Consider the following 15780-nt stretch of genomic DNA (forward strand, 5'->3'; position numbering starts at 1 on the left):
TGTCGGGACCGCGCCAGCGAAGCCACAGCAGGCCCTTGCCCAGCGTCTCGTCACCGCCCGCGATCAGCAGTTCCCCGTCCAGACGTGCCCGCAGGCCCGCCATGCGGTCAGGCTCGGCCGGGGAGGTGGCCGGCAGGCAGTCCCGCAACAGCGAACACATGATCGTCTCAGCGGGCAGGTACTCGGTGTACCAGGGGCCGTGCTTGACCGTCTTGGCCTCCGCCGCGAGCTGGACCCGGGGCAGCAGCTCGACGTGCTCCTCGGTGAGTGCGGCCAGGTCGTCGTCGCTGACCAGCAACAGATCGGTACGCAGCTTGGTACGGAAGAAGGAGAAAGGATCGGACGGACTCGGCCGGCCACCGCCGTCCGATGCCGCTGGCAGGGCGTTGTCGGCGAGCCAGCCCGCCCATGCCGTCACAGCATCCGCCACCGGTGTGGCGGCCATGTCGTACTCGCCGACCGCGAGCCGGGCGCCCGGCTCGGCCCAGAACGACGCGGCCGGCAGCACCTCGCCAGCGTTCACCGCCGGGATGGCCGGAAGGCCGCCCACCCCGGCGAGCTCCGCCATCCTCGTCTGGCGCGCGAGCAGCAGCGGGCTGGTGACCCAGGCGAAGCTGTTACGCAGCGTCGGTACGGGGAAGGCGACCAGCCGCAGGTCCCCGACCGCGAGCCAGCCCGGCTTCGGCGGGTCGGTACCCGCGCCGGAGGCGCCCGGCGGGGCTGAGCCGAACACCTTCTCCACGTCCGGCCAGTTCTTCCCGTCCTCCCGCGCGTGGTCACGCAGCGCGCCTTTGGCGCTCTGCCCCCAGATCGTCGGTAAGCGCGTCGTCGCCTCCCGCTGGATCGGCAGGTCGATCACACCGACGCTGTCCGACCCACCCGCGTGGACGGCGCTTTCCGCGTAACAATAAAGCAGGGCGCAGCCGCCCATCACCATCTCCCAACCAGGCACAGGCCGAAACCGGCCGTGCGCATCCAGTCCTTCGGGCGGATCCAGTCCTTGGGGTGTATCCGGTCCTTCGCATGAGCCCGGCCCGTCAGCTGAGCTCGGTCTTTCGGAGGTATCCCGTCCTCCGCCTGAGGCAGGCATGCGCCGTGCGTCTTCGCCGCGAACAAGGCCGCCTCGGCCGGATCGTCGAATTCCAGGAAGTAGACGCTGCCCGCCGCGGCCGCCCAGCGCAACGGCCGGACCCGCTGGCTGTCGCCGTCGATTCCAGCGATCACCTCGGGCGCCGGCGTGCAGGCAGCGCGAAGCGTCGCGCCAGCCGGGATCTCGGGCAGCCAGCCGTCCCGGAAAACCGCGGGGGTGGCCAGGTAGAGCAGCACCCGGCCGCCCGGGAAATCCGTCGGAGCCGGCGGCAGCGCCGGCAGTCCCGCACCGGCGGTGACGACTGTCACCGCCGCCTGCCGGGCTTCACCGCCCAGCCGCACGACCGTCTCCACCGGTTCTGGTACAGCGTTTTTGAACCACACCCGGCAGCCGAACGCGACGCCCGCGCTGCCGGACACACCCGCGTCTCCGGTCTCGGCCGGACGCCAGAAATCAGCCTGGTAGAGAAAACCGGACACGGTCGTACGCCCGGTGCCGTCCCGGGACGAGCGGGGGTGGCGGGCGATACCGAGACGGCTTTCCCGTACCAGCGGCCCCGGCGAGCGTGCCTGGGACCTCGATCTCCCGGCAGAAGCGGATGCCCCGGCATCGGATGGCGCAAGATGCTCCAACGCGCGGGACGGATCACCGCCGAGGTAGCCGGCAAGCGCTTCACCGGACAGGTAGGCGCCGGTGGGTTCCCCCACGCCTGTCAGCAAGCTCGGCCCAGCTGGCTGCCCATCGGGAAAAGAAAGATCCGATTCGACTCCTGCCGGCAGGAACAGGTCGGTGTCGCCATCCTCGCCGGGATGCTCCTGCCGGTGCAGGCGGCGCGGCACACCGTCGTCAACGACGAGATCGGCTGGCGCGGGCAGCAGCACCGACGTTCTGGGACCACCCGTACGGACGAGTACCGGCCCGGTGATCCGCAGTGGGCTGGTGCCGAAGACGGTGCGCAGTGCCCCGCCGGTCGACGTCGGCCGTGGCAGGGTCGTGTGCGCGGTCGCGGTCATCCCGGTCGTGAAGGGACGGCCATCCCGGAACGTCACCACGTCCAGTGGGTGGAACAACACCCATGCCGACGCTTCGCCGCCGGTCTCCTCGGGCTGGTCAGCGGGCGTTGCCGCGGGCTCGGGCGCCGCCGCGCTCATCCTCCCTGCGCTCATCCTCCCTGCGCTCATCGTCCCTCCTGGGCAACGAACCTGGCGATCTCCAGCGTGTCGACCCAGACGATCATGTCGTCGGCGGAGAGGCGGCTCGTGGCCGGTTCGACCTCACGCACCCGTCCGGTGAACTCCGCGGCCCGGCTCTTCACCGCGCTATGTCGGGTGACCAGACGGCTGACCTCGGCACCGTAGTCAAGGCCCGATCCCGCGAGCTCGGCGATCCCGTGCCGTTCGTCGTACATGTCGTGGATGAGCCGCGGCGACAGACCACCGCGAAAGGCCTCGACCAGGCCGGTCAGCGACGCCGCCGGATCGCGGTCGCCGCGCCCCCGCCATGGCAGGACGGTCGCGGCCCGCTCGCCGCCCCGGCGCAGCACCACCAGCGCGAGGCTCGCCTTCCCCGGGCCCTGCTTGGCCGCTTTGAGGGCGTCCCGGGCGCGGCCGAGCGCATCCTGCAACGGATAACTGATGTGGAAGAACACGACCGCGGTCGACACGGACGGCCGGGTCAGCAGGCCCTGTGCGCCGGTGCGGAACAGTTCCCGGCATCGGCCCGCAACCCGCAGCGCGCTCGCGGCGGGGACGAGTCCCAGCAGGTCGTCGCCACCCGCGTAGACCGCCCGGCCGTGCTCGTCCTCGAGCGCCTTGACCTGCGCTCCGGCGATCGCCACGAGCGCCTTGGAGACCTGGCCGTGCCAGTCCCGCATGTCCCTGCCCGTGGGCATCCGCGCATGCGAGAGTGCTCGGCCCATGCTGTCGGCATCCTGGACGATCAACGCCAGATAGCTGGCTGGCGGACGGCCTGTGTCACCCCGGAGGCCCGCTTCAGCGCCAGCGTCGGGCGCAGCGGCAGCGTCAGGGCCGGGTGTGCTGGCGAACGCCTTGAGCAGCTCGGCGCAGGCCTGGCGTCCCTCGGCGCAGGCACGCACAACCGCGCCGTGACGCGGATCGCCGGCCGGCAGCGCCAGCCCGTTCTCGCGCAGGAGTGACTCCGGCTGCCAGGTGTCGGCCAGGCACCAGGAGCCCTCCAGCCAGGACCAGCCGGTAAGGGCGCCGTCGCCGAGCAGCCGAGCCTGCGCCTCAAGTGCCGGGAGCGCGCCAGGGCGTTCAAGATTGCCAGAAAGTCCCGCGCCGGCCGCCCGCAGGGTGGCGGTGACAGCGTGCACCGCGTCGCGATGCCTGCGTACCGCCTGCGCCAGCGGGCCGCTGGTATTCCCGCCAGCCAGTGCCCTGAGTATGCGGACGCGAAAGGGCGCGGTCGCGACAGAGGCCGTGGATGGGAACACCGCGCGTTCCCCCGCGAGGCGTTCGGTGACGTTCGGGTCACGCTTGACCGCGCAGACCGGGCACAGGCGTTCACCCGGAGCAAGCCTCAGCCGGCCGGGAATGGCCGGGGCAGCCGCCGCGCCACCATCCCTCGCAGCACCTCGCCCCGCGATGCCTTCCCTGCTCCCGCACAGCGAGCAGGGCTGGGCGCCCTGCCCGGCGTACGGCTTGAAGTCACGGACCCGCCTGCGGGCCTGGCTCGCGGCCGAGAGCACCCGCCACCCCTGTTCATAGGCGACGCCCCCAGGCTCTGGACGCGGCTCCACGACAGCTGGGGAAGCCACGCCGGCTGGTTCCCGGACCGCTTCCCGGACCTGTTCCCAGACGACCCACCGCACGACCGGGAAGGTGTCAAGACTCGTGCGCGTCTCGTCATCAACACTCGCGAAGGTCACCGTGCGCAAGGCATCCCACTCCGCGTGGACGTCCCTCGCCACGCGCTCCGCGAGCCTTCTCGCGCCTCCGGCGGGAACAACCGCGAAGATCCGGTTCGGTAGCCCGTCCGGGACGTCCGCGACGGCCGGGAGCACCGGCTCACCGTTGCCGTCCGTCACCCCTCGTACGGCAACCTGGCACAACCGGGACATCAGCCTGCTCGCCGTCCACAGGTCGGCTGTGCGCCGGGAAGCCGCGATGAACTCCTGGACCCCACCCAACGTCAACATGACGTATCCGTCCGCCATGGACCCCCCGTCCCGCCGGCAGCTTTCCATACAAAAAACGATCTCTGTGCAAACAGTGATCTCCGTACAAACTTCGATATTCGATCATCGAAGTGATGGGAACGCTAGCACCACCACCCAGAGGGCACCGCGGCGGGTAGGACCTTGCTTACCGAAAGTCCGCGCAGCTCGGCTTCCGATCCAGCGTCATCACCCGGGCAGACGCCTGACCTTCGGTCGTATCGAGATTCCGGAAGACGTGCTCAACGGGCCCCCATGATCGGGCCGGCTTTCCCGAGGCCGGATCCGCCGAGCCCAGAGTCGGTCACACAATACGGATCCGATCCGTAACCGCCACACGATCCATGATCTCGACGTGTTTGTTGGTATGCACGGTTTTCAGCCGGATAAGCGTACCCACCAACAAACACACGCCGATCTTGCCAACGGAAAACGTCCACCGACCGGGCCTCACCCAGCACCCAATCACGCACAGTCACACAACTGGCCTTCGGACCGCCACCGATTGGAACCAGGCGGTTTCAATGCCCTCATAACCGGGCTGGGCTAGCAAGAGGCCTTCTTCGCCAAGGGCGACCTACCCAAGGACGTGTTTCAATGCCCTCATAACCGGGCTGGGGCTAGCAAGGGCCTGCCCCAGGGCCCATCTGTAGCCGCAGCGATGCTACCCAATCGCGAGGACTGGAGCGGTCCCGGTTCCGTGGACAGCGGATCTGAAGTCCACTGTCCACGAGAAAGGGCCGTCATGGGGTCAACACCCAGGCAGGGCGGTCGAGCGGGTGTCAGCGCAGGGCCGCGGCAATGCGCTGCCGCAACGTCGCTTTGAGGGTGTCGATTCCGCGCCAGGAGGCGGCCGTGACCTCGTCGGTCTGGAGTTGGCGCACGTCAGCGGTGGTGCGGAAGAGGAATCGGAAGTCGACGTGCCGGTGGTCCGGCTCGCCCTTGGCGTCGTTGGCTGGGATGGAGTGGACGTCGATGTGGATCGGCTGGTCACCGACCGATGTGACGGCGTCTGCGGGGATGCCGGTCTCCTCAGCGAGTTCGCGCAGGGCTGCTTCCAGCAGCGAGGCGTCCTGGCTTTCGAGGTGGCCGCCGGGTAGGAGCCAGGTGTTGAGCACCCGGTGGTGAATGTGCAGGATACGTCCATCGCTGTCGGCGATCGCCGCGCCGGCGGTGGCATGGCCGCGGAACTCCTTGCGGGAGGTGATGTCGCTGCCGGTGTCGAGGAGGTCGAAGACGGGTGCGAGGTCGGGCTTTTCCTCGGGGTGTGCGTCGAGGTAGACAGTCAGGGTGGTGCGGATGTGGTCTGCCGTGATAGCCATGTCGATCACCTGTTGACGTAGGAGAGCCAGATTGCCGCGATCGCGGCGCGGTCGGCCGTGCCCTGGACCGGGCCGGCCATTTCTCTACTTCGCACAGGCACGGCCCGGTCATCGGAGCCCGCCCGTCCTCGTCGAGTCCGGTGCACGCAGCGGCATCGTTGATCTGGCGCGCAGCCTGGTTCAGCGTCCAGCCATGGGCATGCCGCCACGCCGCCCGAGGCCGGAACCGGTAACGCCTCGCGAACGCGGACCGTGAGCGGCGCGCTAGCGGCCGGAGTACCTTCGGCGGGGACATCCAGTTCGGCCCACTTCAGGGTCCCATCGACTCGTCGCGGGTACAGGTGGCCCAGCGGACCCGGATGTTATGGCCAGCAAGCTCTCCGACCTGCTCGGCTACCTCCTCCTCGCGTTCAATCTGGGCAACGAGGTGCCTTCTACGGCGATGCTCGATCTGGTAAGTCCTGGCGGAGGAGCGAGCGTAGCTGGTGTTCTGCCGCATGGACGGCTGCGTCGACTGCGTCCATGCGGCTGGTGGGGAGGGTCCGCGTGCCGAGGAATGCAGCGGCCAGCAGCCCGGCGAGCTTGTCTTCCTCTTCGCCGGTCATCTGACCGCGTACATGGGCGTGGCCAAGAACGTCGCGGGCGGCATAGGCATCGGAGGCGGCCACGTCGATGAGCGCTGCGCGCAGGTTCGTCGCGTGGCCGGTATCGGCGGTCAGGTCGAAGGCGGTCAGCCCGAGGCGGACCCGGAACGCGGCGGTCATCGGGTCAGGCTGTCTCATCAGGGCGAGCGTCTCCTCCACCGTACGGTCCATTCCCTTCCAGGCCGGGGAGCCCGGTTGAATGGCTTGGCGTAGAAGTGCGGCGACAGTCTTCTCCCAAGGTTCGGTCGGTGTGGTGGAGTCGATCGTCGCGATGGCCTCGTCGGTACAGCCTTCCTCTAGCAGGGACATGATTTTGATTTGGCGACCGTCCAGGAGCCGATTGCCGATGCCTCGATGGGCGGCCATGGCTTGGCTAGCTTCGGTCCAGCGGCCCTGTCGGGCGAGGGCTCTGGCGCCGTCGATGAGCAGGGTGATCCACAGTTCGGTGCAGATCTTCTGGTGGTGGCCGGTGGTGAGGATCCACGGGGCGAGATCGACGTCGCGGTCGCGGATGCTGGTGGCGCCGCGGTCTTGGGCAGCGCGATACAGCCGCTGGAGGACGTCGTAGGCGGCGTTGCCATCGCCCTCGCGGATCAGGAGCCGCGCAATGTTCACGATCGGCATCAACCCCATCACAGCGATGTCCGGCGCCATGTGTTCGGCTTCGGCGAAGATGCCGTGCTGCTTCCAGCACAGCTCGGCGGCCATGTCGGGCAGGCCGGCGTCGGAGGCGATGAGGGCGGCGAAGTTGAGGACCCCGCAGGCGCGGGCCATCTCGTCGTGGTGGTCCGCTCCTGGGAGCTCGACAGTCAGCGCGGTGAGGTCGGCGATGCGGGTCTCCAGCGAAGTCCCGGGCGGTTTGGTCCGGCATACCAGCGGGATGCGGTCGGCGATCGTGGAGTTCATCGCGCTCACTGTCTTCTACTGCCAGTCGACGACGAGACGACTGAGGCGCTTGTCGATGATGAATCGCGCGTCGGTCGCCTTGAGCAGGTCGCGGTGCGCCGCGGTGGCCATCCGGTAGCCGGGCTCGGGCGCATCGTTGCCGTAGTCGCGGTCCCACTCGGCGATCGCGGCCGAGACCTGTTCGGCGAGGGCTGCGGCGCCGCTGCCGTGACCGATGACGCCGATCTCCCAGTACCGGCCGATGCTGTCGTCTCCTTCGCGCACGGTCAGGTAGGCTAGACTGTCCCTGTCCAGGGCGGCCATGGAGCCCCAGCCGAAGTGCGGGGTGAAGCCGGGCCGTCGACCCGGCATTCGAGACAGGCCGTTGGGTAGGACACATGCCAGCCACAGGTAGAGCCACTGCCAGGCTGACCCCTGCCGGAATTTCACGCCCGTGTAGACCTTGTGGGACGGCTGGTCGAGGATCGTGCGCATCGCCTCCCGGTCGACCTGCTGCTCGCTGAAAGTGTCCAGCCTGACATCGCCTTCTCCCTCGTGACGGATGAGGGTGTGGACGTCGTCGCACACGCCCTTGCGCAGCGGCACAAACGACGCCATCTCGCACGAGACGATCTTCCAGGTGTCGTCATCGGCGCGCTCGAAGGCGAAGCTGCGAGAGATGCTGCCGCGGATCCGCATCGGGATAACCAGTCGTCCGCCAGGGGCCAGCTGCTCCAAAACGCCCGAGGGGACGTCTCCTGCGCCCACAGTGAACTGGATTCGGTCATAGGGGCCGTAGGTGGCGAGTCCCGCCGCCCCGTCGGCCATCAGCACCGACACGTTGTCCGCGCCTGACGCCGCGACGCGAGCGGCGGCGTGGCCGACGAGATCGTCATCGACGTCCACGGTCCACACATGCCCGCCCGGGGTGACCAGGCGGCCGAGGAGAGCGGCGTTGTAGCCGGTAGCGGCCCCGGCTTCCAGGATCTTGTGGCCCGGCCGCGCACCGAGCTGCTCCAGCTGGGTGGCCACGATGGACGGCGCGGAGATACAGGAGACCATCTCGTCGTGCTCGTCGTGCTTGATCGGCACAGCGTCGTCGATGTAGGCGGTCTCGATGTCGGCGTCAGGGATGAAGGTATGCCGCTCGACGGTACGGAAAGCCGCGATGATCTCGGGAGTGCGCAGATGGCCAGAAGCGGTGAGCGTGGTCACCAGGGCTTCGCGGCGCTCGGTGGGATCGGTGGTCGTGATGATGGCGGACTCCACGCGGTTGAGGTTATGGACGGTGGGCGCGGTAACGCCGGTGCACACGGCGGTGGTCGTGTCGACGTCGAAGGATGCGTGGTGGCCAAGCCAGGCGAGTGCCGCCTGCTGGTGCGGCGAGGTGCCGGCGCGGTTGAGCGCGAAGATCGTGTGGTGGGTGAGGACGGCGCGCAGCCCCCGCGTCAGGCGTCCGTCGGCGGCAAGCCGCGCCAGGTCGCGCCCGGCAGTGTGGAACGCGGCGACACGCTCAGCCCAGCCGGGTTCGGTGGTATCCCGCTGCGCGGCGTCGGCGTGCATCAGCCGCCGCATCCCGGCGACCGCCGCGGTGCGGCCAGCCGGGTCGAGTGGGTCGATCTGGGGGCGGAGCGCGGCCAGACGCGCCCACACGTCCCCGGTCTCGAAGGGGTCGAGGCCGGCGGCTCTGTACATCGTGGACAACAGCAGGATGCACCGTTCCCGTGCTCGCGGGTCGCCGGTCTCGGTGAGGGCGAGCGGGCTGTCGGCGCAGAAGAGGTCGTGTGCCAGCGCCATGCCGGCCGGGCCGCCGAATGCCTCGGTCTCGGGCTCGTACACGCCGCCGATCCAGAGCGAGGCAAGCTGGTCGGCGACGAGGTCGTCGAGGATCTCGTTAGCGGGGTGTGTGGTGCGCAGCCGGAGCTTTCCCTCCTTACGCAGGAAGTGCCAACGCTGCCCTGCCAGCCTCTCCCCTAGCGCGGTCGCGGCCTTCGCGTCCACTCCGGTGCCGTCGGGAAAGGAGATCGTGGCGTGCCACCACTCCCGAGTCTCGGAGGTCGGCAGGTTCTCGTCGTTCCAGTCCATCGTGTCTGGTCGCTCCGCGTAAATCTCGAGGTGAACGGGGTTCAGGTGATCAGCAGCGCGCGGGTCCAGCCGATGACGTCCGTCCCCTCCAGGGCCAGGCGCGCACCAGCACGGCCTTCCAAGAACCCCGGTTTGGCGAGGCCGTCGATCCCGGCAGCGACACGATCGGTGAGCTGGGCCACGTGGCCGGAGAGCCGGCCGGGGTCCGGGCTGTCAGCGGCGATGGCGCGGGTGATGGCCAGCAGCCCCGCCCAGCCATGGCACAGCGACGCATCAGTGATCAACCCGATGCGGACCGAATCGTCCAGAGCGGCCACCGAGGCGTTCTCGGCCGTTCGGGCACGTGCCCGATCGCCAAGGGCGATCGCGGCCAGCTGCCTGGCACGGGCGATCCCGAGATCTCCGTAGCACCACGACGGCCGTCCCCTCGGCATCTTCGGTTTCGTGGTGGCGGTGAGCTGGTCGCGGGTCGTCCAGTAGCCGCCATGGAGTTCCAACCAGTCGGAGAACGTCTCGATCGCCGACCGCTGGCCGGGCACGTCTACACCGTGGCAAGCGGCCAGCGCACACAGCGACAAAATCCCGGCGATTCCGTGGGCCATCCCGTTATTGCCGTGCCCGCCGGGAATCTCCTCATGCCCCGGCCCCTGCGCGCACCACCATCCCGGCACCGACGGATCAGCGGCGGCTGGGCCGGCCAGGCCGATCAGATGGCCCAGCACCTCTCGGAGCTGGGACGCATGGGGGCGGGACAGCAACACCGCTCCCAGACCGGCCAAGCCCTGGATGAGGTCGAACTCCGCCAGCACCGGCAGCCGCCCCTCCTTCCGCCGCCGGGCGGCAGCGGCGAGGCGAGTGGCCACGACCCGATCAACGGCGGAGGTGACCGTCTGCCCGGCGCTGCCCGTACGGCCGAGTACGAATTCCAGCGCGGGGGCACCGTGGAACAGGCTCGCGTTCACGCCAATGCTCACGCCACCGGCGACCGCGTCTGCCAGCAAAGGGCGAGTGGCCGTGAGGTCACCGCGTTCGAGGTGCAGCAGCGCCACGCCCAGACCCTGTTCGGCCAACGCCTGTGTCCTGGGCTGCTTCGTCAAGGTCGCGTTCATGGGTGGGCCGCCACCGCCTGGACGATGCTGTGCGCCCTCCCGCCGATCCAGCCGTCGGCATCCGGCGGTGGCGCTTCATAGAGCACAGCCACCGGATTCGTGGCCAGGTGGGTGCGGAGCAGGTCGAGGTCTAGGTCCCGGGTGAGGTCAAGGAGAAGGTGCTGGTCGTCCAGCGCGAGAAGGACCCGCTCGGGTACCCCTGCGCGGCCACGCCAGGCGTGCAACTGCTCCGCCCACCCGCGTAACGGCGCTTCTCGGCCGAGGAGGGCTTTCGTGCCCGACAGGGTTCGGGCGCGCAGCTGCCAGCGAGCGGCGACCAGGAGGCTCCGCCGATAACGCAGCGCCGGAGTGAATGGCAACGTCCACGCGGCTCCCCAGTCGAACCACGTCACCTGCGGAGTCGCGGCGCGGCTGAGTTCGGCCAGGAACCGGACCAGCGGTGGTGTGAAGTTGTTCCACACGAAGTTGATCGCCGTCGGGGTCAAGAGTTCCAGCCGGACGCCCGTTGCGGCCACCACGAGATACAGGTGGCCGTTCTCCATTCCGACGGCGAGATCGGCTGGCCGCAGCACCTGCTCGCCGCTCCTCCGGAACTCGCCCACGCTCACCACCTCCGGCAGCACCTGCGGTGCACGGGTAAGCAGATCGGCCCCAAGCCGGGAGGAGTGGAACGACAGCTGCGCCAGTCTCGCCCCCACCGTCACGGTGGGCAGGCCGGTGAGTTCGGTGGCTTCGGGGAACAGGTGCCAGAACCGGCCCGTCATCGTCCCGGCCGCCCGTGAGACGGTGTGGAGGCGCAGCCGGAAATCGCCCCGATCCAATGCTTGAATTGACGCAGCCTCGACCTGCGCGCACACCTCGAAATGCGGAGCCAGAGCGGTCGGTGGGTCGCCTGCGGCCACCTCCAGCTCTTCGATCATCGCCTCGGACAGCACCACCTCCCGGTGGTCCTCCAGCGCGGCGCCCCCGGCCAGGTCGAGCAGGAGCCGGTCGCGGCGCGACATCGGGCGCGGCGGCTCCGACGCCGCGCCGAACCCATCCGGCATCCCCAGCCCCGTCCCCGGGTCGGTCAACCGCAGCAAGGCGACTTCGGTACCCTCACCGAACCGGTCGGCGAACATCTCCAGGTAGCGGCGCCACGGCCCGGTCCCCCGTGGGCACGTCGCCAGCCGGGCCAGCACCGTCGCGGCGGTCTCCATTTCGACCGCCACCGATTCGGGTAACCGCACCTGCGCGTCCAGCCGCACGTCTGATGCCGTCCGGGCCGCAGTTCCCGGCACCTCGCCACCCGGCATCGTTGCGGTAGGAAGGACGACGGTCGGATCGACGACGGTCGCCGCGGCCCGCAGGCCCGACCGCAGCAGACCGGTGCGCAGCAACTCTGCCACCAGACCGACCCTGCGCGGCTCGCTGCTCTCGGGGAATTCGGCGGCGAGCTTCCCCAGCAACGTGGTGTAGGAGATGGGTGCGGTGGCTGCGTCTAGAACCAGTGCCACCGCCGCGGTCAGCGCCATCGAGAACTCCGCGGTCCCCTCGGCCGGTATGTGCACCCGGCTGTCCGCCACCCGGGTCAGGGTGTTGACGCACACCTCGCGGCCGGCCATCACGGCCGCGTCCGCCTCCCCTGCTCTGACCAGCGCCTCCACCGCCACCGAATCGGCCCGATCGATGATCTCGTGTGCCTGCCCGACCCGCACCGCTGCCCGGTCTCCAAAGTCGGCGAGCGCGACGCCAGCGAACAGCCCGAACGGCGTGGAACGGCAGGCGTAGCGGATGGCATACCGGGCGACGGCCAGCGCCGCCCGGCGCGCCCGACGAGCTTCCACCTGCCGCCCGGAGAGGATCGCCGCAACCTGGCGGGCCAGGTCCGGGCTGGCAGCCGCGACCGTCCGCTGAAACGTCTCGTCTGCCCAGACCTGGCCCAGCCAGCACCGCCACTGATCCGTCGAGGCACCCGACCCAGGCCAAGCAGGGAGTTCAGGGGCGGCAAGATTCACTGTGGCCCTCAGCATCGGCGGACCGGAGCGCCGGTATTGCCTGCGCCGCAAACGAGTCATCTCACTCCGATCCATGAACGGGAGGGGCCTGGCTGCGGCCTGAAGGACTAGTGGTCGCGACAGGGAGGATCTAGGACGTCGTGCAGGCACTCGGGCAGGAACTCCCGCACGTGTCGTTCGTGCTGCACATCAAGATCGTGTCGGCGGCGGGGGTGTCCTCGATGAAGCTGATGTCGAGGTTGAACGGGTCGAAGCCCGCCGAGAGGTCCGCGGCGTGGCTCGCCGTGGGCGGCTGGTCGATCGTCGGAGTGATCATGATGCTCTGCTCCTTCGCTGAGACCTCTGGGGCGGTGGGTGCGCCGCGAGAGCGGTCGCGGCGGCCTGAACCGTGATCAGTGAACGACGGCACGACCTCGGACGGCTATGGTTTTAGATGCTCCAGAGCGTTTAATCGGTTTATCCAGGCGGGAATCTGATGCCACGGGCACCTGACCGGCGCGCCCCTAATCATCGACTCAGGGAGGCCATCACCGGGGCCGGTCTGGGCTACGACGGTGTGGCGCGCGCCGTAGTCCGCGTCGCGGCCGAGAACGGTGAAGCGCTGCGGACCAACAAATCGGCTGTCGCCCACTGGGTCGCGGGCGTCGCCCCTGTCGAGCGCACGGCCCTCTACCTGGCCGAGGCTCTGTCGCGACGGACCGGACGTCCGGTGACCCTCACCGAGCTCGGCCTCGCCGCAAGCAGCGAGCCGCGGTTGGCTGGAGCACAGCCCATCGAGACAGCCACCCTCCTCGGCCGCGCCGATGTCGAGCACTGCGGCTACCTGGCCGCCGCCGTGTACACCGCCTCCGATGTGGCGATGCCGCTGAACTACGACGCCGAACCGGTCTCGCGGCTACTGCGGGCGCGGACCGGAAATGCACGGGTAGGCACCGAAGAAATCACGGTCGTTCGGCGCATCACAGGGGCATTCGGTGCGGCCGACGAAGTTCTCGGCGGCGGGCACGGCCTGTCCACCGTCGCGACCTACTTCGCCGACACCGCCGCTCCGCTGCTGATCGGACGGTTCGCCAACAGCACCATCCGTGGCGACGCCTACGCTGCCGTGGCCGAATTGGCGTGGCTGCTGGGCTGGAAACACCATGACCTCGGCGAGGAAGGGGCAGCCCAGCGGTACTACGTACTCGGGTTCCAGCTCGCCGTCGAAGCCGACCCGAACGCGCACGCCGCATGGATGATGCGCGCCGTCGCCCACCAAGCCCTCAGCCTGCGCCAGCACCAGCACAGCCGCGACCTCATCCAAGCCGCGCTCAGGCGCGCTCAAGGCCACGCCGACGGCGCCACCGAAGCGCTTCTGCACATCACCCACGCCCGAGCCCACGCAGCCCTCGGCGACAAGCCCTCCGCCGCACGGGCGCTCCTGGCCGCTGAAGACGCCCTCACCCGTGGCGGTGACCCACAGCCGAGCTACTCCCTACTGATGGGACCAGCCGCTGGGACTGTCGACTCTCACACCGCCCGGACCCTCACCGAGCTCGGCGACCATCCCGGCACCGAACTGAGGCACCGGGCCGCGTTCACCTCGTGGGACCAGAAGGCGTTCCCGCGTGTCCACCTGCTCACCCACATGGATCTTGGCGACTGCCTGGCCGCCCAAGCACGCTCCGACGAGGCCATCGCAGCCTGGAGCAACGCGCTGGACCTCGCCGAAGGCATGGCCTCAGCGCGCACCCGATCAGCGCTCACCTCCATCGGCCCCACGCTCGCCCTATACCAGCGCCGCAAGGTCCCGGGCGCCGCCCGGCTCTCGCAGCGGATCCGGCACGCGCCCATCTGAATAGGATCATGCCGTGAACGACACCGCCCTACCGCCGGCGCTGGACTCCCATACGCTGCTCGTTGCTGCCGTCATCGTCCACGATCAGACAACCGACCGCGTCCTGCTCCTTCAGCGCGCACCCCACGCCAAATTCGCCGCAGGGCACTGGGACCTGCCCGTCGGGAAAGCCGACAAAGGCGAACTCATCACCACCACCGCCACCCGGGAATTGAAAGAGGAAACCGACCTGATCGTCGAGGCCGCCGATCTCACCGTCGCGGGCATCATCCACAGTTCCTGGGGCGTCGAAGGCCCCAACGGGTTCCTCACCGTCGTCTTCGCCACCCACACCTGGACCGGCGAAGCAACCAACGCCGAACCCTACAAGCATTCCCAAATCGCTTGGACTCCCGCCGACAGCATCCCCGCCCAGTTCGTGTCCACGACCCGCGCCGCCCTGGTCAACTACCTTACGAAAGGACCCATGGTTTCCAGCGACGGCTTCTGAGCCAGGGGAAAAAGTCCTAGCTCTCGTCGCCGCGAATGACTCCTACCGCCGCTCTTGTCCTGGCCCGCCCCCGATAAGGCGGTCAGACCACGGCGGGTGCCTGCTCAGCCACTCGGACGAGAACCTGACTGTCGCGCTTGTCGACCTCAAGCAGCACGCCTGATACCTCTGGACCTCCGGTGTCAGCCGGGTATGCCTCGATCCACAACTGGACGCCCTGCCCGCCGTCGCGGTCCCAGTCACGGACCCGCTCGTCGAGCCGGGCCGCCGGCTCGACGCCCCGCGGGCCGTAGCCGCACGCGCCGATCTCGTAGCTGGGCATCTCTGCGTCGCCGTCAGGACCCTGCCGCGTCGTGAGATACGCCAGCGTCCCGCCCTCGACGACCCCCATGCTTCCCCACGGCCCCTTCGGCACCACCAGACGCCTGTCCTCGGCCAGCTGCTCCCACCAAACCCCAATGCCACGTCGTTAGCGCTGGGCAGTCGTCACGAGCCATCCGGGCCATGCGACCCCAGGGCGCATCATGCAGGCAACGGAGCCCCGGTAGAACAAGCGGTCGACCAAGAAACGCCGCCACCGGAGTTCTGTTGTCCCATCAGTCTGCCTCGTCCCCCGCTGTCACCACCATCACCCGTACATCAACGGTGGCTGCGGGGGTGTTCGACCGTGTCCAAGTAGCCGTTAACGGCGGGCCGCCCCTCTGCCACACCGACCGCGTGACCGCGTGACGTACATCGCGCAGGGATGGAAGGTCACCCACCCCAGACGCTCATGGACGTGGGAGACGTGCCCGACCACGAGACCCTGATCAAGATTCCGGAAGACGTGCTCAACGGGCCCTTATGATCGGGGGCTGATCTTCACGGGGTCGGATCTGCCGGGCCCAGAGTCAGTCACACAGCACGAATCCGGTCCGTAACCGCCACACGACCCATGATCTCGACGTGCTTGTTGTTATGCACGGTTTTCAGCCGAATAAGCGTACTCAACGACAAACATACGCCGATCTTTCCAACGAAAAACGTCCATCGACCGGATCCCACCCACCGCCCAATCGCGCACAGTCATACGACCGACCTTCGAACCGCCACCGATTGGAACCAGGCGGTTTCAATGCCCTCATGATCGGACTGGGCTTAGTGGTC

At 68.8% G+C, this 15780-nt stretch carries 12 protein-coding genes; 2 read left to right on the top strand and 10 right to left on the bottom strand.

What is annotated here, in order from left to right; genetic code table 11:
• The 9 genes from cmr4 to MJ797_RS20765 all read right to left on the bottom strand — a co-directional run.
• Positions 1–931: type III-B CRISPR module RAMP protein Cmr4 (gene cmr4 / locus MJ797_RS20720; protein ID WP_239339373.1), on the bottom strand; the 931-nt coding region annotated here is incomplete at its 3' end.
• On the bottom strand, positions 931–2241 hold the full coding sequence (locus MJ797_RS20725; protein ID WP_239339377.1) for a type III-B CRISPR module-associated Cmr3 family protein: 1311 nt from the start codon (positions 2239–2241) through the stop codon (positions 931–933). The genes cmr4 and MJ797_RS20725, both read right to left, overlap by 1 nt.
• A gap of 26 nt (positions 2242–2267) precedes the next feature.
• Entirely contained in the window at positions 2268–4247 is a 1980-nt protein-coding gene (gene cas10, locus MJ797_RS20730; RefSeq protein WP_239339381.1) for a type III-B CRISPR-associated protein Cas10/Cmr2, read from the bottom strand.
• 800 nt (positions 4248–5047) lie between these two features.
• Entirely contained in the window at positions 5048–5587 is a 540-nt protein-coding gene (locus MJ797_RS20735) for an NUDIX hydrolase (RefSeq protein ID WP_239339384.1), read from the bottom strand.
• Positions 5588–6021: 434 nt separating this feature from the next.
• A complete protein-coding gene (locus tag MJ797_RS20745) occupies positions 6022–7005 on the bottom strand; it encodes a hypothetical protein (RefSeq protein WP_239339387.1) in 984 nt (327 codons plus the stop codon).
• Between the two features lie 147 nt (positions 7006–7152).
• Positions 7153–9201: a methyltransferase, FxLD system gene (gene fxlM, locus MJ797_RS20750; RefSeq protein WP_239339390.1), complete on the bottom strand. Its 2049-nt coding sequence runs from the start codon at positions 9199–9201 to the stop codon at positions 7153–7155.
• 41 nt (positions 9202–9242) lie between these two features.
• Complete coding sequence (locus tag MJ797_RS20755) at positions 9243–10310, bottom strand: lanthionine synthetase C family protein (RefSeq protein WP_239339393.1); 1068 nt, start codon at positions 10308–10310, stop codon at positions 9243–9245.
• On the bottom strand, positions 10307–12322 hold the full coding sequence (locus tag MJ797_RS20760; RefSeq protein ID WP_239339396.1) for a lantibiotic dehydratase family protein: 2016 nt from the start codon (positions 12320–12322) through the stop codon (positions 10307–10309). Before MJ797_RS20760 ends, MJ797_RS20755 begins: the two co-directional genes overlap by 4 nt.
• Positions 12323–12437: 115 nt before the next feature.
• Positions 12438–12623 (bottom strand): FxLD family lanthipeptide, encoded by a 186-nt coding sequence (locus MJ797_RS20765; RefSeq protein ID WP_239339399.1) that lies wholly within the window; start codon positions 12621–12623, stop codon positions 12438–12440.
• A 159-nt stretch (positions 12624–12782) separates the two neighbouring features.
• Here MJ797_RS20765 and MJ797_RS20770 point away from each other — a divergent pair, with 159 nt between their 5' ends.
• Together MJ797_RS20770 and MJ797_RS20775 are read left to right on the top strand one after the other, a co-directional pair.
• Positions 12783–14144: a hypothetical protein gene (locus tag MJ797_RS20770; protein WP_239339402.1), complete on the top strand. Its 1362-nt coding sequence runs from the start codon at positions 12783–12785 to the stop codon at positions 14142–14144.
• 13 nt (positions 14145–14157) lie between these two features.
• Complete coding sequence (locus tag MJ797_RS20775) at positions 14158–14634, top strand: NUDIX domain-containing protein (protein WP_239339404.1); 477 nt, start codon at positions 14158–14160, stop codon at positions 14632–14634.
• An 82-nt stretch (positions 14635–14716) separates the two neighbouring features.
• On the opposite strand, the gene MJ797_RS20780 is transcribed toward MJ797_RS20775, so the two are convergent.
• Entirely contained in the window at positions 14717–15052 is a 336-nt protein-coding gene (locus tag MJ797_RS20780; RefSeq protein ID WP_239339406.1) for a hypothetical protein, read from the bottom strand.
• Positions 15053–15780 lie beyond the last annotated feature (728 nt).

Source organism: Protofrankia sp. CiP3, from assembly GCF_917627345.1.
In the GTDB taxonomy this organism is placed as follows: domain Bacteria; phylum Actinomycetota; class Actinomycetes; order Frankiales; family Frankiaceae; genus Protofrankia.